Genomic DNA, 20161 nt, shown 5'->3' with positions numbered 1-20161 from the left:
AGCAGGCACGGGCCGCAGGCATCGCAGCGTGTAGGGCAGCACTGGCAGCCCGGAAACGGCACTGCCCCGTCTGTGGCGGTGAACTCCGACCCGGCGTGCTCGTCCACCCGGCGTGTAGGAGGGCGCAGGCATGAGTGTGCTCATCATCGCCCTGGCATACGCGCTCTTTGGTGTCGCGTTGCCGGCCGGATTCTGGGCCGTCGTGCTGTGGCTCGCACCCAAGACGCCCGGGTACCGACGCCGCGTGTTCGGGGAGGGCCAATGAGCGCCGCTGACGGCCTCGCCCAGGAGCTGGCACGCCGCCACGAGTCCCATGACTGGCTGCCCTGCCAGCGCGGCGATTCAGAGCGGTTCTTCGAGGGCACACCAGACGAACTACTAGCCGCCGCAGAGGAATGCCAACAGGGATGCCCCATCAAGTCCCTGTGTGGTGCTGCAGCCGACGAGATGGACGAGAAGTTCGGCGTGTGGGGCGGCACCATCCGCGACCGCGGAGCCCTACGCACCATCAACCAGAGAAAGAAGAAGTGACATGAGCAAGCTCCCACCCACCCGACGAACCATCACGGGCGAAATCCGCAAGGACCGCGAGCAGGCCCGAGCCTCCCGCAACGGCTCCCCGTTCTTTGGCACCGGCTTCCACCCCAACGGCCTAGGGGGAATGGACAGCGACAACTACGAGGCCGGCGTGAGCGGCTACCGGTTCAGCGACAACGGCAATGCCGAGTTCAACGACCTCACGTTGCGCGGCGGCATCATCGGAAACGACGCGCTCACAAGCCCGGTCGTGCCCGGTGTCATCAACGACAGCTCGAGCGGATTCGGCATCGGCACCGCCTACGCCAACGTGTTCACCGGCTCCCTGCCCGTCCCCGCAGGCTTCACCAGCGCGGCTATCAGCGTCGTCGCCCGCGTGTTCGCGCTTAACAACGGCGCGAGCGGCGTGGACTACCTGCGAATCCGCCCGGTCGTGGGCTCCAACACCGGAACCGCCGTGCCCATCGCCGCCACCAACGCGGGCGGATCGGCCACCGCAGTAACGCCCATGTCCGTCGTCCTCACCGGCCTCAGCGGCGGAACCATCGCCCTCGCCATTCAGGCCCTGGCCGATTTCAACGCGTGGCCGTCCGACTCCCTGAACCGCGCCGACCTGTCCGGGTCCGTGCTCTGGTTCCGCTGATCCTCAAGGAGATTCACATGAGCATTCCCCGCCCGAACCCCATCGAAGAGGGCACGGCACCTCAGGTGCTCGGCTCCCCGTGGCTCGACCAGGACACCGCACCCCCGGCTGACCACAAGCCCCAGCCCGAGCTGCCCCGCAACGTCGGCGACCTTCACCCCACCGAATTCGACAAGTTCCCCATCGACCAGGTGATGGACGCGCCGTGGATCGACTGACGGAACCTCGCACGCCCGTGAAGTGCGCCGAAACCCGCTGCGCCGCCGTGCTCTACGTCGAGCCGCAGCACGCCGACAACCTCCGCGGCACCTGGCGCTGCCTCGACCACAAGGACATGACCGCATGATCGACACCAACCCGACCCCACCCCCGATGAAGCACCGAGCCGACTGCCCTGGCGCTGACCTGTCCCACCGCATCGGCGAGAAGGGTGACCGCGTGTGGTGGTGCAACGGCTGCCGATACTTCGCCATCGAGTACCTAGCTGAGGATGGCGTGCCGAAGTGCGGCCGGTGCGGTGGCCGACGTCAGGCAACCAAGCGCCTGTGCGCCAAGTGCGCCAAGGCCGGGATTCAGGCGCAGTCCGAGGCTCAGGCCGCAGACACCGCCGAGACCGAGGCAGCCAAGCCCCAGACAGCCACCTCGACCGCGCACCGCTACCGCTGCCGCGAACACCACGACCAAGTGGTGACGTGGAAAGGCAAGGGCTGCCAGCCCTGCACCAGAGCCGCCCGCACGCCCCGCCGCAGGTCCAACAACAGCACCGACTTCCTCGAGTTCGCAGGAGAAACCCCATGACACACAACCCCATCGACGGCCCACAGATCGACACCGACGCCCGCCTCCTGATCCGGTCGCTGTGCACCATTGCCGGTGACTCTGAGGCTGTCAGAGACGCCCTGCTGGCCCGCGTCGACAACACCACGCCCGACGCCCTGCTCGTCCTGGCATTGACCGCCCTACACGTCACGTTTAGCGAGTGCCTCGACGCGCCCGTGCCCCTCGACAGGAAGGCCGCCGCATGAGCATCGCCGACGACTTCCAAGCCATGGTCGACGCCCAAGCCGCCGCCATCGACGCACGACCCGTCGCCGAGACACCGCAGGAACGCAGGCAGCGCCTGGCTGACGACTTCGCCGCCGCCATCGCCCCGCACTTTCCCCAGCCCGTCACCAACGACACCGACCCCACCGAGGCCGACATCCTCGACAGCATCGCCAAGGAGATCTTCTAATGACCGCACAGCACTACAACGAGGTTCGACTCGTGGCCCGCGCTGCCAAGCAGACAGGCGCCGCCCTCCCCGTCGAAATCACCGCAGGCATCGCCCACATTGAAACCCTGAACACCACCCCGCAGAACAGCGCCAACGCCGGCAGCTACGTCGCCGACATCGTCCGACACCTGGGGGACCCCAAGGCCCTCGAGAAGGCCCGCGCCGCCGCCGCGCTCGCCCTCGCCACAGCCGAAGCCGACGCCAAGCTCAACGGCCACATCATCAACGCCGCATCGTCCCGGCTGCGCTCCATCATGCGCGCCAACGCCGAAGCCATCGCCGCCGCGTTCGGTGACGCCCTCGCCGCCGACGTCGACACCCTCAACGCCGACGCGCACCGGCTCCCGTACCGCTTCAAGGCAGACAACGCCGCAGCCCTCGACGGCGACACGTTCACAGCCTGGACCCGCGTGCGTGACGCAGCGGCCCGCATCGACACCACCCGCGACCCCCTCGCCACGATCTACGCCGCCGCCATCCCCGGCGCCATCGGCGGATCGTTCACCCCCGCTGCTGCTGCCGCACTGCGCTGGGCCAAGCCGCCCGTCTTCGACAACCACACCCAGGCGTACGCCTTCCACGACGCGCTCACCGGACGCGCCAAGGGAGGCTCACCCCTCGCCCCCGTGACCGTTGACGCACTGTTCCCACCGACCGCCCTCGCCGAGCTGGGAGCCACCTTCGAATGGGCTGGACCGCAGGAGGTTGGCCGACGTGCCCGACAGATCATCGAAGCCATGACCGGACAGCGCGACACCGGAACTGTGCACGCGTTCGCCTAACCCAAAGACACCGGCTGGCCCCGTGAATGGCTGTAAGCGGGGCCAGCCGGCATGACCACAACACAGGGGGTGGCGGGGGACCCGAGAGTCCCGCCCGCCGCCTATCTCGGCAATGGCGGCATCCCTCCCCGACTTTTTTTCCACACGCGAATGGTCCTCAGAACGGCCAACAGGGAGCCACCTGGGGCGCTCAGAATCTCGTGGAGAGAGAAGCGTCAGTATGCCGACGAGACTGACGCGCGGGCGGTGCGTGGGTCCGGCCCCACCCCTAGTGGGGGGTGTCCCTATCGCCCGTCCTCTTGGGACCGCGGGGGATGGCTCCCGTTGGTGCGGAGGGTTCAAACATTTCGCGGTGTCTGTCTGTCGGGGCGACTGCCTACCGTGTCCCTATGTGGAGCTACACCCTGGCCGACTATGACCCCTCGAGGGGTGAGAGCGAGGAGGCGTGGGGGCGTCGGATGGCCGCGGAGGGCTGGCAGATGTGGACTTGCCCAGGCGTGTGGGTGAGGATCAATGGCCGCGAGGTGCGCCGCTGGAATCTGCGCCGACGCCCACCCGCTTCTCTACGAGGCTAGAGGGGAGGGCGTGCGCCCGCTCGAGCGCCGCATGGTCTGGGGCTTGCACGAGGGGCGGGGCGCCTACCGGGGGTACTGCGCCCTAACCGGTGTCTCCCGATCCGCCCGGGGGGAGGGCAGGTGCGGAGGCTTTCGGCTCCACTCACCATGCCTCACGTTGCCTGCACGCCACTTCGGGCCAGTGGTCTAGGACATGGTGCGCGGTATGTCATCCCCTGATCGGGGGATGCCGTAGTGCGTAGCACGTGCCGCATGCTGTGCAAGCCGGCGAAAGCTTGGGCAGGGATTTAAGGCAAGGCCCGCACCACGGATTCGGGGACTGTGGCGCGGGCCTTGCTTCTGTCAGCGCTCGAGGATCTCGGTTTCGCAGGCTCCGTCGCAGGCCGGCTCGGCGCAGATGCAACGAACGTGCCGACCGTCAGTTGGTTCCTCGGGGTGGCAGGCGATGGCTCGGAGGGTGGGGGTTCCTAGGAGGAGCACATTGACAACCTATGGAGCCCTTTCGTGGCTGTGTGGTGTTTTCGGCAGGTATCGCCCGATTGGTTGAGGGCTGTCTGGTCCTTGCGGCTTGGCAGATGTTCACAGAGCCCCCGGATTTGTGGGTTGCCCCGCGGGGTACAAAATGTCTGTAGGGCGATGCCTGACCCCCCGAATCTCAGGCGTCGCCTTAGGCCCCGGCGAACGCTTCCCCCCTGCGGGCGACCGGGGCCGCCTCGACCGCGGATACGTGACAGCGCCCCCGCCTCGACGTTAGGTAGGGGCGCTGTCGTTCGTTCTGGTTGTGGCTAGAGCTTGCCGACGTCGGCCGCGTCGATGAGGTACGCCGGCCTTGCCGGAAGGGTGCCCCGGCTGATGGCGTCATAGACCTCAAACAGACTGCGTCCAGTGGCCGCCGCGACCTCGAGCGGGGTGAGTTCCTGCCGCGTCGGGTCAAGCAGGCTCCCGCGGGTGATGGTGTCGGTAATGTTCATGGTGGATCGTTCGCCTTCCCCTGATGGTGATCGGTCAAGGCCCTGGTCGGTGTTTGCTCACCGGCTGGGGCCGCTCTATGTCTACGCCACCTGTGTGGCGCTTCGTGCTGGTTTCCGTACTTTGCTGGTACTTTGCGGTTTCCGTCCCGCCCTGTGGATTACTTCGACGGCGTCGGTGTTCCCAGCACCTTGGGTGCCGTTCCCTCCTCGATCGGCTTTGGGCGCGGCATCGACTGGACTGGCGCAGGCTGCTCGGCTACCGGCTTGGGCGCAACAAGTGCAGGGGCCGGCTGCACGGGCGCGGGGGCCGGTTCGGCTGCTGCGGTAGCGGCCGGCTTGGGCTCGACGGGGCGGTGTGTGCGGGTGGGCTGCTGCGCTGTGGTGGTCTTCGGGCTGGCCGTTGCCGTCGTTGTGGTGACGGTGGCCGTCGTCGCGCTCGAGGTGGGTGAGTTGGTGGCAGTCCCGGCAACCTGTCGCAGCTCGACGGGTGCGGGACTGCGGTCCTGGCCCATTGCGAGGACGATGCCGCCGCCGATGGCGCCGGCCGCGACGAGCGACAGGGCACTGGCGGTGATTGTGCGGGTGATGGTCATGAGATTGATCCCCTCGTTCTGCCCTCAGATTGCCCACACAAGGGCAGTCGAGGACCGTTGAATGCCGTGACCTGTGAACGGCGTTTATGCAGGTCAGAGAGGGTTTATCGTCAGGAGTCGTTGCCGCTAATCCATGCGGTACAGATTCCGCTTCAACGTCTGAGACATGGTCCCCACGGGGCGGTCAGCGACCTGCGACCTCCCCGTGGGGCACACGTGGGGCACATGCGGGCCCGGGCACTGTTGGCCACCGTGATCACCGACTCGCCTCGAGCCGGCAGCACCGAGCCAGGGACATGAGCGCAGCCGGCACCGTCTGCAGCTTCGAGCCGCCCGCGTGATCGCACCGCTCTCCCTGCGGACCCGATGTCAACGCACCGCCGCCCGAGTCGCCTGGCGTTCGACGGTGCAGTGCAACCACTCGCCGACAACGGACGTCTGAAGGTTATGACCGGCCGACGCTGTGGGGCACCGATGTGGGTAACGGCATGTGCGGCCGTTCTGGTCGCGTGCAGCCACGGGCCAGATCAATGCGCTCCTTGCCCTCCGCCGGCATACATCAACCTCGTCGATGTCGACGGAACAAGTCCCGTCCACCTCGTCGGAGACACGGCGCACCTGTGCATAGAAGGCATGGCCTGCACGGACCTGACCGCCCACAGCGGGACGGTGCTCGTGAGGCTGCCGCAACACGTGACCCCGGAGCAGCTCGATGGACGAACAGTGACGGTCACAGTGGCGCCGGCCACCGATGACCTGGCCCAGCACGGCACAGCCGTGTTCGAGTACCGACAGGAAACTGGGGTCTGTGCCTGCTCGGGAGCCAGCGCCAGGGTGCCACTCAACGGCACCTGAACGCTCAACGTCGCCCCCATCGTGAGTCGGCGCCGACGCTCGGATCTGCCGATGAGAGGACGCGCTGGATCGACTCGGCAGCCTTCGTGGGGAAGTGAGGCCCGCGGCGGCCCGGGACGACTTCCTCATGTCAAGGCCGTTGGTGCAGATCGCAGGGACGCGCGAAGCCCAGCATCAGCAACCCGGCCATGCGCACTGCGCAGACGGCGGCGAGCCCGCACGACCTTGCCACCTCGGTGTCAGTTCGCTGCAAGGTGCCCATCCGGAGCCCAGCCGCCCGGAGCCGGACGACCGTAGGCTGCCGCGCGGGGACGTTCCCCCTGCCGCGTCTGCAGTTCCATCAGCTGGTCTCGGACGCGCTTGTACGCGGCCTCACCGTCTCCGTCGTCAGCGGGAACTCGCACCACAGGTGGGCGGCCCATCACGGGGGTGACCAGATCCCGAAGCGCATCCTCATAGGCGCGTTGCCGTTGCAGGGCGTCACCGGCCTCTCCGAAGACTATCGAAGCGGACTCCGGCCGGTAGTGGTCGGCCCGTGGCGCCCACTGCCGGCACAGCGACCGGTACTCATCGAGGTCGAACCCCAGATGAACCTCGGGCGGGTACATGTTCAGGGCAATCAGCCGGTAGTGGTTGAAGTGCTGCCAGGTGTCGACCTCGATCAGGGTTCCGGACTCCCGGTGCCGGAAGTCGCCGAGCAACGCCTGCCCGGGACGCCTGATGGCCAACTGTTTCGGCACGCCACCGAGGGCGGCGAAGATGAACCCAAGCACCCGGCGCTCCTCCGCAAGGCTTTCCGGTAGGCCGAGGTGTCCGTGCTGGTTGAGCCATGGTTCTCGCGATCGCTCCAGCATGATCCTGTCTCGCGCTGCAGCGGTCCTGAAATCGTTCTTCCAGGTCGGTAGTCTCATGGCGCCCCCGGCTGCCCCGTACTTGCCTCACCCCGGCCATGCTCACACGGCATCGGATGGAGCGGAATGCGCCAATGCGCGTAAACCGGGACCTTCGCGGATCGCGGGCCCGAATGTTTTACCCACCCTTTACCCGGGCATTGCAGTAGTCCGAAGCGACGTGCCATCCACGTCGGTCTGATGTGGCGCTTGGGCCCCAGCCGGGGAACAGGTAGCCGGGCAGCTCCCGGGTTGCTCATGATGCAACGTACTCACATGCCGCTGATAGCGTGCGCTGCGGTCGTTCGAGGTTGCCGCATTCGCTGCGCGGGCAGACCGATGAATTGACCGTCAGCGGTCGGGGTCGGCCACCAGCTCCACTTCGACCTCGTCGCCCGCACTGCGCCCCGTCTGCTTACGGGTCTCCGCGTTGAACGAGACGAGGTAGCGGCCTCCCATCACCCCGATGGTCGTCTTGTATGTGTAGCCGCCGTCGATCGTCACAACGACGGGTACTCGTTTCCCGCGGTTGAAGGCGAGCACCGTCGCCTCGGGAACGACAATGCCCACGTTGTTGCCGCCTGTCGCCTGGAGCACGGTGCGGAAGGTCGTCATGCGCCCAACGATAGATCTCGCGGCGCACTCAGCTGCCGCGTTGAGGAGGACTCGGCTGAGTCGTTCGGCCCAGTCCGCTGCAACGTCAGGAAGCGCGGTTTGAGGCGAGAACCACCGTCGCATGGGTGCTTCAGGTCGTTGGGCGACGGCTGGATGAGGAGGGCCCGGAGGCCCGCATCTTTCTCTCAACCATCCGTCGCCAACGGCAGTGCCAAGAAGTGATTCTGCCGCTGTGGGCTGACAGCTACGGTCAGCCCACAGCGGCAGCTGGTTGGGTCAGCCCATCCGGGCCGTGGTGAGGATCAGCGGCTGCGCTCCATGCTCCTCAGGGAGTAGGTGCCCACCGAACCGCCCACCGCCGGAACGCCATCGAGGCTCCCGGCGACGGCCGCGTAGCTGGTGGTGCGGGTCTCGCTGTACTTGTAGGTGTAGCCCGACTCGGGGTCCTTCAAGGAGTCCGTGAACGTCGTGCGGGACGTTGCCCCGCTGGGGGTCAGCGTGACGGTGAAGGGCACGCCTTCCGCGGCGGTCGCACCGCTCTCGGACATCATGTCGTACAGGCCGAGAGTCCCTGAGTAGGTGCTGGAGGGGTTCTTTCCCTTGCCGGACACCAGCTTCAGGGTCTCCCCCCAGGCGTAGTAGGAGCCGGCAGGGTCGCAGGCGTTCTCACCGTTCACGTCGCCCCAGGGGGTTTCGCCGGGGTCGCAGGCGTAGGTGTCGACATAACCCTCGGCGACGTCGGTGCTGTGGAAGCTGAGCCACCCCATCGAGTAGTTGCCGGGCAGGCCGCCAGGCGTTCCCGCGCCCTCGAAGTAGGTCTCGGCGTACGTGCCCCTGTCTCGGTACAGGAGACTGCTGGCGGCGGTGGCGGGCAGTGCTGTTGCAGTGAGCGGTACGACGATGGCCGCGACGGCAACGGTGGTACGTAGAGCTGTACGCATGAGTGCATCCCCCTGTGTGTGGCGAGGAAGAACGACTTCCTCGCGACGACCGGAGCCGGTCGGCCCCCCCCGGGCGTCAGAGTGGCACACGCGCCGCTGCTCAGGTCGGGAAAATGCGAAAGACGCTCATCCGCTGGTGGCTCGCGACGACCAACGATGGCGACGGAAGTGAGGTCCTCCCTGCGAGTGAGGGCCGCAGCACCCGCTCCCCGAACAGGGGCAGGAGAGGCACTTCTCCTAACGCCCTGAGTGCTGGAGGGTGTTTCGTCGCGTGGAAACGACGCGGACGGAAGGACCCGTCGCAGCAAGCGGACATCGCGCGTTACCCGCGGGATGTCGTCCCGGCATCGGTCAGCCCACTTTGCACCACCCCCAGCAGGCTGGTGTCCACCTCGGGGCCGCGCTAGTACTGGGGCCCCCTGCGCCACGCCATTTCCTGCAGCTCGAAAGTGTTGCCGTCGGGGTCGGAGAAGTTCGCACCTCGAACTCCGCCCCCGAAGTCGTGGATATCGCCGACCTCTACGCCGCGCCGAATGAGCTCGGCACGCGCCTCGGTGATGTCTTCTACGACCAGGTGCAAGCCCCTGACACTGCCGGGCTCTCCCGCGTACACGTCCAAGCCGGTCCCGAAACCAACGGAGCAACCCGAGCCCTCGGGTGTCAGCTGGACGACGCGGACCCCCTCACTCGGCCGCACGTCGACATCCTTCTCGAACCCAAGCTTGCCCGCATAGAAGTCGATGGCTCGGTCCACATCTGAGACCGGTAGTGGGATCAGTTCCAACTTCATGTGCATCGGTCAGGCCCCCTAGGCTTCTGCGCTTTCGCGATCATCTCACCATGGCACCGATACGGGGCGGGCCGGAAAGCAGCGGGAGCAGTTCCCCCTCAAAGCATGAACCGCGGCTCGGCGTAGTGCGGAGAAGTCGTGGACCGGCGTTGCCAGATGGGCGCCATGGACGCTCCGAGCGTTCGTACCGTCTCTTCAGCGCGAGAAAGGCTGCCTTCATGCAGTGGCCCGGCATGGATCCGTTCTGGCCGCAGTCGGCCAACCTGATCTGGCCGTCGGACCACTCGTGGTGTGTCGCCACGGAGATCGACTGGGACAGCACACTCGTCGCCTGCTCGGACGACGTTGCCGACGGACTCCTCGCGGACAGTCGTCTCGAGGCCTTCGAGGCTGCCTACGAGGACGACTTGAGCTGGTACGGCGACACGGTGAACCCCCGCCCCGGGTGGCTCCGCTGAGTGCCCGTCTCCTGAAGACGGTTGACGTTCATGACACTCTCTGCCGGACCGCGGGCCAGCGTTACACGCCGGGCAACGTCAGCGGCGGACCGAGTCCGGCTCGGGTTCGGGCACCGGATCCTCGGTGCTGATGAGTGACGGCGGGCCGACGGCAAGGCCGTCCTCCGGCTCGGGCGCCGACGCACGGGCGTCGGCGAGCACGTCGGCCGGCACGTGCTGCTCGAGGAACCGCCGTGCCAGCCGGGTCGAGGGGTGGATGCCGATTGCCGCGACGATGATGATGGCCGCGATGATCAGCCAGCCCCCGGCGCCCCAGTTCATCGCGAGGAACGTGTAGAGGGCAGGAGCCCAGACCCGACCGAGCGTGCCGCTCAGCTCGGCGGCCCCCTGGTACGCGCCGCGCTGCCGCGGGTCCATCAGCTCGGCCTCGAACGACCAGCTCGCGGCCGAGAGGTAGAGCTCGGCGCCGGTCACCGTGACGTGTCCGAGCCAGACGAGCGCGATGGTCACCCAGCCGACCGTGTCGTGCGTCGCCAGCGTGATGAGGCAGGAGACGACGAAGAACACCGACGAGAACCGGACGGCCCGCAGCGCCGTCGGCACGTCCTTGACCCCACGAGAGGTCACCATCGGCAGGAAGATACACATGACGGTGTTGGTGCCGAACAGGAACGCCAGCAGCACTCGTGGCGCATCGGTCTTCTCGACCAACCACAGGGGGATCACCACGTTGAGCAGCACCTGGTTGGTCCAGAACACGCCGGTGAAGAAGGTGGTGAGGAGCCAGCCCGGGTTGCGGAGCGGGCCGGGCCCGGGGACCTTCACCTTCCGGTCCTCGGGACTGCGCTCATCGTGCGCCGCCTTCGGCAGGCGGCCGATCGCGACGGCGTTGACGAGGAAGACCAGCGCCGTGAACCACGGCAGTGCGTGCAGGACGTCGTTGGAGTGGAAGGCCAGGGCGATGCCGCCGAGCATGGAGCCGAGCGTGAAGCCGACGTTGAGCGCCGAGTACATGTAGGCCCGCGACTTCACGCGCTCGTCGGCTGGAAGCACATCGATGGTGTACGCGCCGTAGGCCGCGCCACCGAGCGCGCCGATGACCTCCATGCCGACGGCCATGGTGACGTAGCCCTGGAAGCCGTTGATGAGCGGCCACAGCGCGAACATCGCCGCCTGACCGGTCGCGCTGACCGCCCACATCTTCTTGGGTCCGAAGCGGTCGACGAGCTTGCCCATCGGCAGGGCCGCCAGGAACGCGGCGACGCCCGCGAAGGTGAGGCCCAGACCGACCTGGGCGGCGGACAGCCCGACGATCTGGGTGAAGAACACCGCCGAGCCGGTCATGAAGGTGCCCTCGCCCAGGGCGAAGAGCAGTGACTGGGCCGAGAGCCGGCCGGCCAGAGGTGACGGCGGGCGCGCTTGGCGAAGGACGGCGTCGAGAGTCACCCGGAGATTCTCGTGGGGCCGATGGCCGATGTCGCGTCATTTTCCTACGCGCGGCGAGTGGAGGCTGACAGTGGAGGCCCGGGGCACTCACCGGGCGAGGCAACCGGACGGTGCTCGTCCGCATTCGGTTCTAGCCTCGTCGGCATGACCGCGAAGACCCCTGCCGACGTGGACCGCCTCACGATCCGGCCCCTCGCCACGGACACCTGGCCGGCGTTCGCCGACCTCGTCGCCCGGCACAACGGTGTGTTCGGCGGGTGCTGGTGCACGTGGTTCCACACCCTGAGCCGCGACAAGGACCGCACCTACGAGGGAAACCGCGACCTCAAGTGCCGGCTGGTCGAGGAGGGACGCGCGCACGCCGCGGTGGTCTTCGACGGTGACGAGGCGGTGGCGTGGGCACAGTTCGGGCCACCCGACGAGCTGCCCAACATCCACCACCGGCAGGAGTACGAAGCCGGCCTGCTCAGCCCGCCGGACTTCCGGGTCACGTGCATCTTCGTGGACCGGCGCTACCGCCGGCGCGGGGTCGCAGCCCTCGCGCTGCAAGGAGCCCTCGACCTCATCGCCGCGTCCGGCGGTGGCGTCGTCGAGGGCTACCCGCACGACCTGTCGAAGCAGCCGGAGGGCAAGAAGATGTCGTCCTCCTTCCTCTACAACGGAACCCGCGCGATGTACGAGGAAGCCGGCTTCACGCACGAGAGGCCCAAGGGCCAGAAGAACTGCGTGATGAAGCGCACCGTGGCGCCAGCCTGACGGCGCGGTGCCTCCCCGATGAGAGGCCACCCGGTATGCCGTCAGAGCCGGTCGAGCAGCCAGCGTGGGCTCCGCGTGGTGGCTCCGGCTGCCTCGACGCGGTCGCGCAGCTCCCGGTCGGCCGTCACCACCACGACCTCTCGCTCGTCACCGGCGACCGAGTGCGCCGACATCTGCCGGACCACCTCGTCGACGATCGCGTCGTCGCCTGACCGAGCGGCGTGGACGGTGCGGACGTGCCCATCCTGGCCGGGGGAGAGCCCGGCCTTCGCCTGACCCTCCACGACCAGCACGACCTCGTCGTCGCCCCAGTCCACGGCTGCGATGCTGTCGCGCAGGCGGCGAGCCGCACCGGCGCGGTCGCGCCACCAGCCGTCGGGGCGGCTACCCACGACGTTGGCCGCGTCGACGACCAGCAGCTCCATGCGCTCAGGGTAGGCGGGACGAAAAGCCGGTTGACCGGCATACGCGCAGGGCACCTAATGGTGAGGTGTCCCCGCCGCGTGCCGTCGTCCTCGTCGAGGGGCACAGCGACCTGGTGGCGCTGCAGGCGCTGGCGGTGCGCCGGGGCCGCGACCTCGCCTCCGAGGGCGTCGACGTCGTCGCGATGAACGGCATCACCAACACCCGGACCTTCGCGTTCCGCTACGGACCCCTGGGGCTCGGCCTCCCGCTCGTCGGACTCTACGACGAGGCCGACGAGGCCAAGCTCCGGGGCGGCCTCGCCGCGGCCGGCCTGAGGGAGGCCCTCGAACCCGACGGGCCCTCGCGGCTGGGCTTCTTCAAGTGTTCGGCCGACCTCGAGGACGAGCTCATCAGGTCCCTGGGACTCGACGCCGCCGAGGGGGTCGTGGACGCGGCCGGTGAGCGCCGCTCGCTGCAGCGCCTGGCGGGCATGCCCGCGCAACAGGGCTGGACACGCACAGCGGTGCTCCGCCGCTTCCTCGGCGGGTCCGGGCGCAAGGCGCGGTATGCCGCACTGTTCGTCGCGGCGATGGAGCCGGGCCGCGAGCCGGAGCCCTTCTCCGCGCTGCTGGACCGCGTCTGAGCTCCTCGGCCGCGTCCCGTGCCGCGTCAGAGGGTCGCTGCGACCTCCTGCACGAACCGGGTGGCTCGCTCGCGCAGCCCGGCGACCCGGTCCTGGATGATCAGCTCCCGCACCAGCTCGGCGTCGGTGCCCGCGTCGCTGCTGGTCGGCGGCCGGCGCACGTTGCGCGAGCACGAGAAGTCTTCGCAGACCAGCGTGCCGATGGTGTTGCCCGCGCGTCCCGCGGAGCCGCCGCGTCGCGCGACGAACATCGCCGCCTCGACGGAGGCGAGGTCGCGGCACCACGCGCACACCGCCTTGCGGCGAACCGTCGTCGCGCTCGGGGTGCCGGCCCGCAGGAGGATGCCCGTGGGCTCGTCCGCCAGCTCGAGGACGACGTACGCCGACAGGGGTGCCTTTCGGTCGCGCCAGCCGAGGTAGTCGAGCTGGTCCCACCTCACCGCCGTGAGGTCGGGGAGGGTCGCCTGCGTCGTCTCGCGGCGGGTGGCGTTGATGAAGGAGGTGCGAATCTGCTTCTCGGTCAGGGGGTTCATGGTTCTTCTCTGCTCTCGGTGCGGCGGCTGCCAGGATGCGTGGACACGCCTGGCACCGGCCACGAGCGGGCGTGCGCAGCGCGGCGCAGCCGTCGAGCTCAGGATCGAGGTGTCAGGAGTTCCGGGGGCGGGTGTGGCCGGCGGCCGAGCAGGCCTCAGCGGCCACCTCGCATCCCGCGGCGACGTCCGGCACCCGCTCGCTCCCTGTGTCCTCGTGGCCGCCCCTGTGACGACCCGGAGAGCCTAAGGGGCCGGCCACCCAGAGGTCACACCCATTTCGGTCTGTGAACGACTCTGCCGGTCTGTGAACGACTCTGCCGGTCTGTGAACGACTCTGCCGGTCTGTGAACGACTCTGCCGGCCTGTGAACGACTCTGCCGGGCCCGTCACCGACTCTGCCAGGCGTCCGGGGCGGAGGTCAGCGCGGCGACGGACGGGGGGAGACGGCCGCTGAGCACCTGCGCCAGGCTCGTGCCGTCGAGCACCTGGCGGAGGCTCGCGCGCACGGCCACCCAGACCGTGGGCAGGTGCTCCGCGACACCCTCGTAGCGGGTTTCGTGGGGACGCAGCCCGCGCACCTCGGCGAGCGGGCCGTCGACGGCGCGGAACACGTCACCGAGCGAGATCGCGGCCGGGTCGCGGGTGAGCGCGTAGCCGCCGCGGGCGCCCCGGGTGCTCACCACCAGCCCAGCCCGTCGCAGGTCGCCGACGATGGCCTCGAGGAACTTGCGGGGAAGGTCCTGCTTCGTGGCGAGGGTGTCGACGCTCACGGGACCCGCGCCCGTCAGTGACGCCTCGGCCAGCATCAGCATGGCGCGGATGGCGTACTCGGTGCGCGCGGAGATGTCCACGGCGGCATTCTCCTGCATCCGCCGGCGGCGCTCGCTCCGCGGCTGTCGCCCCAAGGCCCTGACGGGTGTGCCGCGAGCGAACTATCGTCGTGGGGCGGGACGCGCGCACGGGTGGTCGTGCACAGGCCGCGCCCCGAGGTGGAGGACGCACCATGGCGGAGCCGCAGCGGACAGCGCGACGGCTCCCCGCTGGCCTCGTCACGTTCGTGATGACCGACATCGAGAGCTCCACGCGGCTGTTCCGCGAGCTCGGCGACGGCTACGTGGGCCTTCTGGAGACCCACCACCGCCTGCTGGCCGGCGCCTTCGAGCGCCACGGTGGCGTGGAGGTCGCCACCGAGGGCGACGCCCTCGTGGTGGCCTTCGACGACGCGGCGGAGGCGTTGAGCGGCTGCGTCGAGGGCCAGCTCGCCCTGGAGTCCCATCCCTGGCCTCCCGGCGCGATGATCCGGGTGCGCATGGGACTGCACACGGCGGAGGCGGAGCCGGTCGGCGACAACTACGTATCGCTCGGGCTGCACCAGGCGGCCCGGATCTGTGCCGGCGCCCACGGCGGTCAGGTCGTGCTCTCCGAGGTCACGGCGAAGCAGGTGCGGCACCGGTTGCCGCCCGAGGTGGCCTTGACGTTCCTGGGATCCTTCCAGCTGCGGGGCTTCGCCGAGCCGGCGCGGCTGTTCCAGGCCGACCACCCTGGTCTGCAGGTGCAGTTCCCACCCCTTCGGGTGCAGGGGGTCGTGCACCACAACCTGCCGTTCCACCGGTCGGCCTTCATCGGGAGGGCAGGGGAGCGAGCCGCACTGGCGGCCATGGTCCGGCGCACGGGCCTCGTCACCGTGGTGGGCGTCGGTGGCGTCGGCAAGACCCGACTCGCGACCCAGGTGGCGTTCGACCTGCTCGACGACTTCGATGACGGCGCGTGGCTGGTCGAGCTGGCCTCGGCTCGCGACGACCGGGGTGTCGTCTCCGCCGTCGCCACGGCCCTGGGAGTGGCGGAGACCGCCGGACGCGCCCTGAGAGACGTGGTGGTCGACCACCTCGCCGGGAAGTCGGCCCTCCTGCTGTTGGACAACTGCGAGCACGTGCTGGAGCCGGTGGCCGCGTTCACCGAGGAGCTGACCCGCCACAGCCCCCACGTGGTCGTCGTGGCCACCAGCCGGGAGCCGCTGGCGATCGACGGCGAGGTCGTGTGCCGGCTGGAGCCGCTGCCCGTGCCCGAGGGGGGCGCCACGACCGCCGACCGGCTGCGCAGGGCCGATTCCGTGCGCCTGTTCGAGGAGCGCGCAGCTCTCGCGCGGCCGGGCTTCCGCGTCACCGATGCGACCGCGCCGCAGGTCGCCACCATCGTGCGCCAGCTCGACGGCATACCGCTCGCGCTCGAGCTGGCCGCGGCGGCGCTGGCCGACCGATCCCTGGGCAGCGTCGTCGAGGGCCTGGCCGACCGCTTCGCCCTGCTGACCTACGGACGGCGCAGCGCACCCGAGCGGCACCAGACCCTGCGCGCCGCGCTCGGCTGGAGCCTCGACCTGCTCGGCGCCGAGGAGCGGCTGCTGTTCGCCCGCCTGGGTGTCTTCGCCCGCACCGGTTCCGTGGACGCTGCGAGCGAGGTCTGCGGGCAGGCGCCGCTGGTGGCCACGGACGTTCCCAGACTGCTGCGGCGGCTCGTGCGATCCTCCCTGGTCTCCATGGGGGACGACGACCGGTGGACCGTGCTCGGGTCCGTGCACGAGCTCGCGGCCCTCGAGCTGAAGGAGCGCGGCCAGACCGGGGCCCTGTCGGCGCTGCACCGTGAGTTCTTCGCACGCCGAGCCGAGACCCTCGCGCCGCAGCTCGGCCTGCACGACCGCGGCGCCGTCATGGGTGAGCTCCTGGTCGACCTCGACAACATCGACCAGGCGCTCGCCACCGGTGTGGCGGAAGGCGATGCCGACACCACGTTGCGCTGCGCTGCTGCGATGGGGCCGTTCTGGACCTCGCACGGCGACTGGGGGGCCGGCGTCCACCGCCTCCGCGAGGCGCTGACGCTCCAGGGCGGAGCCGACTCGGCTCGGGCCCGAGCGCTGGCGGCACTGGGCAACCTGCTCATCCTCCGCGGTGAGATGGACGACGCCGAGAGGTGCCTGTCAGAGGCGCTGGCCCTGAGCGGGACCCGCGGAGACGCGACGACGCGGGCCCGGGCCCTCTCAGGTCTGGGGTACGTCGCGTTCCGGCGGTCGGACCTCGACGGCGCCGAGAACCGGTGGCGGCAGGCCCTGGAGAGCTCCGAGGAGGCCGGTGACGAGCGGGTCTCAGCGGGGGTGCTGCGCAGCCTGGCGATCGCGGCCGGCAGCCGGGGCGACCAGGAGGAAGCTGGGCGGTGGCTCGACCGAGGCATCCGCGCGGCAGAGCACGCCCACGACGACCAGCTGCTCCGGCTGCTCCTCGGGTCGCGGGCGGAGATCGACCTCTGGACCGGCAGGTACTCGGAGGCGCAGGACCTCTACGGCCAGGCGCTCGACCTCGCGTCGTCGATCGGCGACCTGTCCGCCCGTCCCCTCCTGCTCTGCGAGCTCGGATGGGTGGCGCTGCTCACCGGCGACCTCGGCACCGCGGCCCGGCTCGCGGACGAGGCTGCCGAGCTCGCCGAGGACCTGGGGAACCGCCGCACGCTCGCGAGCGCCCTGCGACTGCGGGCCGAAGGACTGGTGCGGCGAGGCGAGTTTGCAGTGGCCGAGGGCGACGTGACTCGAGCCCACGAGGTCGCGGAGGGGCTGCACGCGCCCGCCGAGGTGGCAGGGGTGCTGTGCACCCGGGCGTGCGCTGCCCTGGAGCAGCGGCGGCTGACGGAGGCGCACCAGCTGGCCGAGCGCGCCCGCGACCTCAGCGTGCTGGGCCACACCATGCGCTCGGTGTTCCCTCAGTGGGTGTCCGGTGTGGTTGCGTTGGAGGAGGGCGACCTCACCGAGGCGGCGCGGCGTTTCCGCCTGGGCGTCGAGCACACCACCACCCAGGCGTCGCCGCGCCACCAGGCCAACAGCCGATGGGGCCTCGCCTGTGTCAGCGCCGCTCGCGGTGAGGTGCGGGACGCCGCGCGGCTCCACCGCGAGGCCCTCGTGATCCGCGACGTGATCGGTGACCGCCTGGGGTTGGTCGAGTCGCTCCTGGCCGCCGCTGTCCTGGTCAGCCCGGCCGCGCCGTCCACGGCAACCGAGCTGGCGCGGTCTGCCCGGTCGCTGCGACGAGCCTGCGGAGCGGTGGCGACCCCACGTCAGGCGGCGGCCGAGTCAGTGGTGCCGCCGCCCCCGAGCGACCAACCGGAGGAGCCGTCCGCTCCCTCGGGCCACGAACCACCCGACCTGCGGGCAACCGTGCGCCTGGCCACCGAGGCACTCCTCGCGGTCGAGGGCTCGGCCCTGTCGGCGGCCGGGTGAGCACGCTGATGAGGACACCTGACGAAGGAGGAGCGGATGGGCTGGCTGGAGGGTGACGTCGCCGTGGTCACCGGTGCGGGGTCGGGACTGGGCCGCGCGCTGGTCGACCGTTTCGTGGCCGAGGGTGCACGGGTGGTCGCGTTCGACCGCAGTGCCGAACGCGTGTCCGCCGTGGAGGCGCAGCACCGTGACACGGTGGTGGGGGTGGTCGGCGACGTCACCGTCCCCGCTGACAACGAAGTCGCTGTGGCACAGGCGATCTCGTCGTTCGGGCGTCTCGACGTCTTCGTAGGCAATGCCGGTCTGTTCGACTACGGGGCCCGGCTGGTCGATACGCCCATCGAGGCGCTCGCGCACGGCTTCGACGAGCTGTTCGCCGTCAACGTCAAGGGCTACCTGCTCGGCGTCAAGGCGGCTGCCGAGGCGCTGGGAGAGTCCGGCGGCAGCGTGGTGTTGACCGCATCCCTGGCGTCGCGCAACGCCGGGGTGGGTGGAGCGGTCTACACCGCCTCGAAGCACGCGGTCGTGGGTCTGGTCGAGCAGCTCGCGCTCGAGCTCGCGCCCACCGTGCGCGTCAATGCGGTGGCCCCGGGCTTCATGCGCACCGACATCCGTGGGCCGGGTGCCCTCGGGCAGGCTGACCGAACCCTGGCCTCGATGCCCGACCTCGACGAGCTGGCGCGCGTGGTGCTGCCCCTGGCTGTCCTGCCCGAGCCGGCCGCGTACACGGGCCACTACGTGCAGCTCGCCTCGCGGGCGAACGCCGCTGCCACCACAGGGACCGTGGTCGACTGCGACGGTGGCTTCTCCGTGCGGGGTATGCCGCTGCCACCGGCTCCCTGAGAACGTGGACTGGGACGCGACCGAGGTCGCGCGTCGCTTCGGGCTCGGGCGCGCGACGCACCTGTCCGACGGCCCGGTGGCCCGGGGCAAGCAGGGGCTGGTGTGGCGGCTGGAGACCTCGGACGGCCGCTGGGCGGTCAAGGTGCCGCTGCGCCGCACCTCGGAGGCCGAGGTGCGCCTGCCGACGGAGTTCAACGAGCAGGCTTGGGCCGCAGGCGTACCCACCCCGAAGGTGCGCCGCACGGAAGAAGGGTCGGTCCTCGCTGTCGTCGGTGCAGCGCAGGTGCGCGTGCACGAGTGGGTCGACCTGCTGCCGCCGGACCCGATGCTCGACCCCGGCCGGGTGGGGGCGCTCTTGGGCGACCTCCACCAGGTGGTCCTGGAGGCGCCGGGGCCCTCCCACGCGTGGAACCACGAGCCGGTCGGCGCCGCCCGCTGGGACGAACTCGTCCGTCGGCTCTCCGCGGGTGGGGCTCCGTTTGCCGGACGGGTCGCCGACCTGCGCGACGAGCTGGTGGCCCTCGAGTCGTGGCTGGAGCCGCCGCGTGACCTGCAGGTCTGCCACTGCGACCTGTGGGCCGACAACGTGCTGTCCACGACCGATGGCGACGTGTGCGTGATCGACTGGGACAACAGTGGACCCGCCGACCCGCACCACGAGCTGGCGTGCGCTCTCTTCGAGTTCGCTCGCTCGGACCCCGGGCGGGTCCGCGAGCTGGTGGCGGCCTACCGCGACGCGGGTGGTCCTGCGGCGGTGGAGCGGCGCGGACACTTCACGATGCTGATCGCCCAGCTCGGCCACATCACCGAGCTCGCCGCCTGTGACTGGCTCGAGCCCAACCGGCGGTCGCCGCGACGCGAGGACGCCGAGGCGTGGATCAGCGAGGTGTTCGACGACCCGCACACCCGATCGGTGCTCGACCGCCTGCTCGCGGCCGTGAGGCAGCTCAGGGACCCGTGAGGGCGTCGAGAGCAGCCTGCAGGCGCCCCTTCGCGTCGGTGGCCACGTCGGAGAGCGCTTCGTTGCCAGTGAGGTCGACCATGGTCGCCGGGTCGAGCGCCTCGACCACCGTGCTCTCGGCCCCGGACGCTCGCACCACGACGTTGCAGGGGAGCAGGAGCCCGACCGACGGTTCGGCCTGCAGGGCCGCATGGGCCAGAGGGGGACGGCAGGCGCCCAGGATGACCTGCGGCTCGACGTCGACGTCGAGCTTGGCCTTGAGCGTCGCCTTCAGGTCGATCTCGGTGAGCACGCCGAAACCCTGCTGCTGCAAGGCCTCACGCACTGCTTCGAGGGTCTGCTCGAACGGACGGTCGACAGTGGTGCTCAGGGCGTAGCCCATGGAAGGCC

At 69.7% G+C, this 20161-nt stretch carries 25 protein-coding genes; 14 read left to right on the top strand and 11 right to left on the bottom strand.

Going from position 1 to position 20161, the window contains the following annotated elements; all coding sequences use genetic code 11:
* Positions 1-130: 130 nt before the first annotated feature.
* The 8 genes from BMW78_RS21310 to BMW78_RS03145 all read left to right on the top strand — a co-directional run bounded on the left by BMW78_RS21310 (position 131) and on the right by BMW78_RS03145 (position 3238).
* On the top strand, positions 131-265 hold the full coding sequence (locus tag BMW78_RS21310; RefSeq protein WP_281247057.1) for a hypothetical protein: 135 nt from the start codon (positions 131-133) through the stop codon (positions 263-265).
* A complete protein-coding gene (locus tag BMW78_RS03175; protein ID WP_091756258.1) occupies positions 262-531 on the top strand; it encodes a WhiB family transcriptional regulator in 270 nt (89 codons plus the stop codon). Before BMW78_RS21310 ends, BMW78_RS03175 begins: the two co-directional genes overlap by 4 nt.
* A 1-nt stretch (position 532) precedes the next feature.
* Positions 533-1180 (top strand): hypothetical protein, encoded by a 648-nt coding sequence (locus BMW78_RS03170; RefSeq protein ID WP_091756256.1) that lies wholly within the window; start codon positions 533-535, stop codon positions 1178-1180.
* Between the two features lie 17 nt (positions 1181-1197).
* Complete coding sequence (locus tag BMW78_RS03165) at positions 1198-1398, top strand: hypothetical protein (RefSeq protein WP_091756254.1); 201 nt, start codon at positions 1198-1200, stop codon at positions 1396-1398.
* Positions 1399-1522: 124 nt separating this feature from the next.
* Complete coding sequence (locus BMW78_RS03160) at positions 1523-1978, top strand: hypothetical protein (protein ID WP_091756252.1); 456 nt, start codon at positions 1523-1525, stop codon at positions 1976-1978.
* Entirely contained in the window at positions 1975-2205 is a 231-nt protein-coding gene (locus tag BMW78_RS03155) for a hypothetical protein (RefSeq protein ID WP_091756250.1), read from the top strand. The genes BMW78_RS03160 and BMW78_RS03155 overlap by 4 nt, the downstream gene beginning before the upstream one ends.
* Positions 2202-2414 carry a hypothetical protein gene (locus BMW78_RS03150; protein WP_091756248.1) on the top strand — a complete coding sequence of 71 codons (213 nt, stop codon included), beginning with the start codon at positions 2202-2204 and terminating at the stop codon, positions 2412-2414. Before BMW78_RS03155 ends, BMW78_RS03150 begins: the two co-directional genes overlap by 4 nt.
* Positions 2414-3238 carry a hypothetical protein gene (locus BMW78_RS03145; protein ID WP_091756246.1) on the top strand — a complete coding sequence of 275 codons (825 nt, stop codon included), beginning with the start codon at positions 2414-2416 and terminating at the stop codon, positions 3236-3238. The genes BMW78_RS03150 and BMW78_RS03145 overlap by 1 nt, the downstream gene beginning before the upstream one ends.
* A gap of 1360 nt (positions 3239-4598) precedes the next feature.
* Here BMW78_RS03145 and BMW78_RS03140 read toward each other — a convergent pair.
* The 6 genes from BMW78_RS03140 to BMW78_RS03110 form a co-directional block, all read right to left on the bottom strand.
* Complete coding sequence (locus BMW78_RS03140) at positions 4599-4784, bottom strand: hypothetical protein (RefSeq protein WP_091756244.1); 186 nt, start codon at positions 4782-4784, stop codon at positions 4599-4601.
* A 158-nt stretch (positions 4785-4942) separates the two neighbouring features.
* The gene (locus BMW78_RS20400; RefSeq protein WP_143056126.1) at positions 4943-5377 is read right to left on the bottom strand and encodes a hypothetical protein; all 435 of its coding nucleotides are present in this window, start codon (positions 5375-5377) and stop codon (positions 4943-4945) included.
* Between the two features lie 1094 nt (positions 5378-6471).
* Positions 6472-7005 (bottom strand): DUF7255 family protein, encoded by a 534-nt coding sequence (locus tag BMW78_RS03125; protein ID WP_218144201.1) that lies wholly within the window; start codon positions 7003-7005, stop codon positions 6472-6474.
* A gap of 468 nt (positions 7006-7473) precedes the next feature.
* Entirely contained in the window at positions 7474-7737 is a 264-nt protein-coding gene (locus BMW78_RS03120) for a DUF1905 domain-containing protein (RefSeq protein ID WP_091756238.1), read from the bottom strand.
* Between the two features lie 302 nt (positions 7738-8039).
* Positions 8040-8678, bottom strand: coding sequence for a hypothetical protein (locus BMW78_RS03115; RefSeq protein ID WP_091756236.1), 639 nt, complete (start codon positions 8676-8678; stop codon positions 8040-8042).
* Positions 8679-9081: 403 nt separating this feature from the next.
* Positions 9082-9474 (bottom strand): VOC family protein, encoded by a 393-nt coding sequence (locus BMW78_RS03110; protein ID WP_091756234.1) that lies wholly within the window; start codon positions 9472-9474, stop codon positions 9082-9084.
* Between the two features lie 212 nt (positions 9475-9686).
* Here BMW78_RS03110 and BMW78_RS03105 point away from each other — a divergent pair, with 212 nt between their 5' ends.
* Positions 9687-9926, top strand: coding sequence for a hypothetical protein (locus BMW78_RS03105; RefSeq protein ID WP_091756232.1), 240 nt, complete (start codon positions 9687-9689; stop codon positions 9924-9926).
* Between the two features lie 78 nt (positions 9927-10004).
* On the opposite strand, the gene BMW78_RS03100 is transcribed toward BMW78_RS03105, so the two are convergent.
* Positions 10005-11372: an MFS transporter gene (locus BMW78_RS03100; protein WP_091756230.1), complete on the bottom strand. Its 1368-nt coding sequence runs from the start codon at positions 11370-11372 to the stop codon at positions 10005-10007.
* A gap of 144 nt (positions 11373-11516) precedes the next feature.
* Between BMW78_RS03100 and BMW78_RS03095 the strand changes: the two genes are divergently transcribed.
* Positions 11517-12128 carry a GNAT family N-acetyltransferase gene (locus tag BMW78_RS03095; RefSeq protein WP_091756229.1) on the top strand — a complete coding sequence of 204 codons (612 nt, stop codon included), beginning with the start codon at positions 11517-11519 and terminating at the stop codon, positions 12126-12128.
* A gap of 41 nt (positions 12129-12169) precedes the next feature.
* On the opposite strand, the gene BMW78_RS03090 is transcribed toward BMW78_RS03095, so the two are convergent.
* A complete protein-coding gene (locus BMW78_RS03090; protein ID WP_091756227.1) occupies positions 12170-12553 on the bottom strand; it encodes a PIN domain-containing protein in 384 nt (127 codons plus the stop codon).
* A gap of 65 nt (positions 12554-12618) precedes the next feature.
* On the opposite strand from BMW78_RS03090, the gene BMW78_RS03085 reads away from it, so the two are divergent.
* On the top strand, positions 12619-13176 hold the full coding sequence (locus BMW78_RS03085; protein WP_091756225.1) for a TOPRIM nucleotidyl transferase/hydrolase domain-containing protein: 558 nt from the start codon (positions 12619-12621) through the stop codon (positions 13174-13176).
* 26 nt (positions 13177-13202) lie between these two features.
* Here the strand turns inward: BMW78_RS03085 and BMW78_RS03080 are convergent, their stop codons facing one another.
* The gene (locus tag BMW78_RS03080) at positions 13203-13709 is read right to left on the bottom strand and encodes an FBP domain-containing protein (protein WP_091756223.1); all 507 of its coding nucleotides are present in this window, start codon (positions 13707-13709) and stop codon (positions 13203-13205) included.
* A 386-nt stretch (positions 13710-14095) separates the two neighbouring features.
* Positions 14096-14560 carry an RrF2 family transcriptional regulator gene (locus BMW78_RS03075; RefSeq protein ID WP_091756221.1) on the bottom strand — a complete coding sequence of 155 codons (465 nt, stop codon included), beginning with the start codon at positions 14558-14560 and terminating at the stop codon, positions 14096-14098.
* 152 nt (positions 14561-14712) lie between these two features.
* Between BMW78_RS03075 and BMW78_RS03070 the strand changes: the two genes are divergently transcribed.
* Genes BMW78_RS03070 through BMW78_RS03060 form a run of 3 tightly spaced genes read left to right on the top strand, consistent with a single transcriptional unit; the run spans position 14713 to position 19771 of the window.
* Positions 14713-17967 (top strand): ATP-binding protein, encoded by a 3255-nt coding sequence (locus BMW78_RS03070; RefSeq protein WP_091756219.1) that lies wholly within the window; start codon positions 14713-14715, stop codon positions 17965-17967.
* Positions 17968-18003: 36 nt separating this feature from the next.
* Positions 18004-18810 (top strand): 3-(cis-5,6-dihydroxycyclohexa-1,3-dien-1-yl)propanoate dehydrogenase, encoded by an 807-nt coding sequence (gene hcaB, locus BMW78_RS03065; protein WP_091756217.1) that lies wholly within the window; start codon positions 18004-18006, stop codon positions 18808-18810.
* 4 nt (positions 18811-18814) lie between these two features.
* Positions 18815-19771, top strand: coding sequence for a phosphotransferase enzyme family protein (locus tag BMW78_RS03060; protein ID WP_245735626.1), 957 nt, complete (start codon positions 18815-18817; stop codon positions 19769-19771).
* On the opposite strand, the gene BMW78_RS03055 is transcribed toward BMW78_RS03060, so the two are convergent.
* Positions 19758-20153, bottom strand: a complete 396-nt coding sequence (locus BMW78_RS03055) for a DUF302 domain-containing protein (protein WP_091756213.1) — start codon at positions 20151-20153, stop codon at positions 19758-19760. The genes BMW78_RS03060 and BMW78_RS03055 overlap by 14 nt on opposite strands.
* Positions 20154-20161: the final 8 nt, after the last annotated feature.

Source organism: Pedococcus cremeus, assembly GCF_900111375.1.
Classification (GTDB): Bacteria; Actinomycetota; Actinomycetes; order Actinomycetales; family Dermatophilaceae; genus Pedococcus_A; species Pedococcus_A cremeus.
Note: the sequence above shows the minus strand (reverse complement) of the source record. Positions and strands in the feature narration are given on the sequence as shown.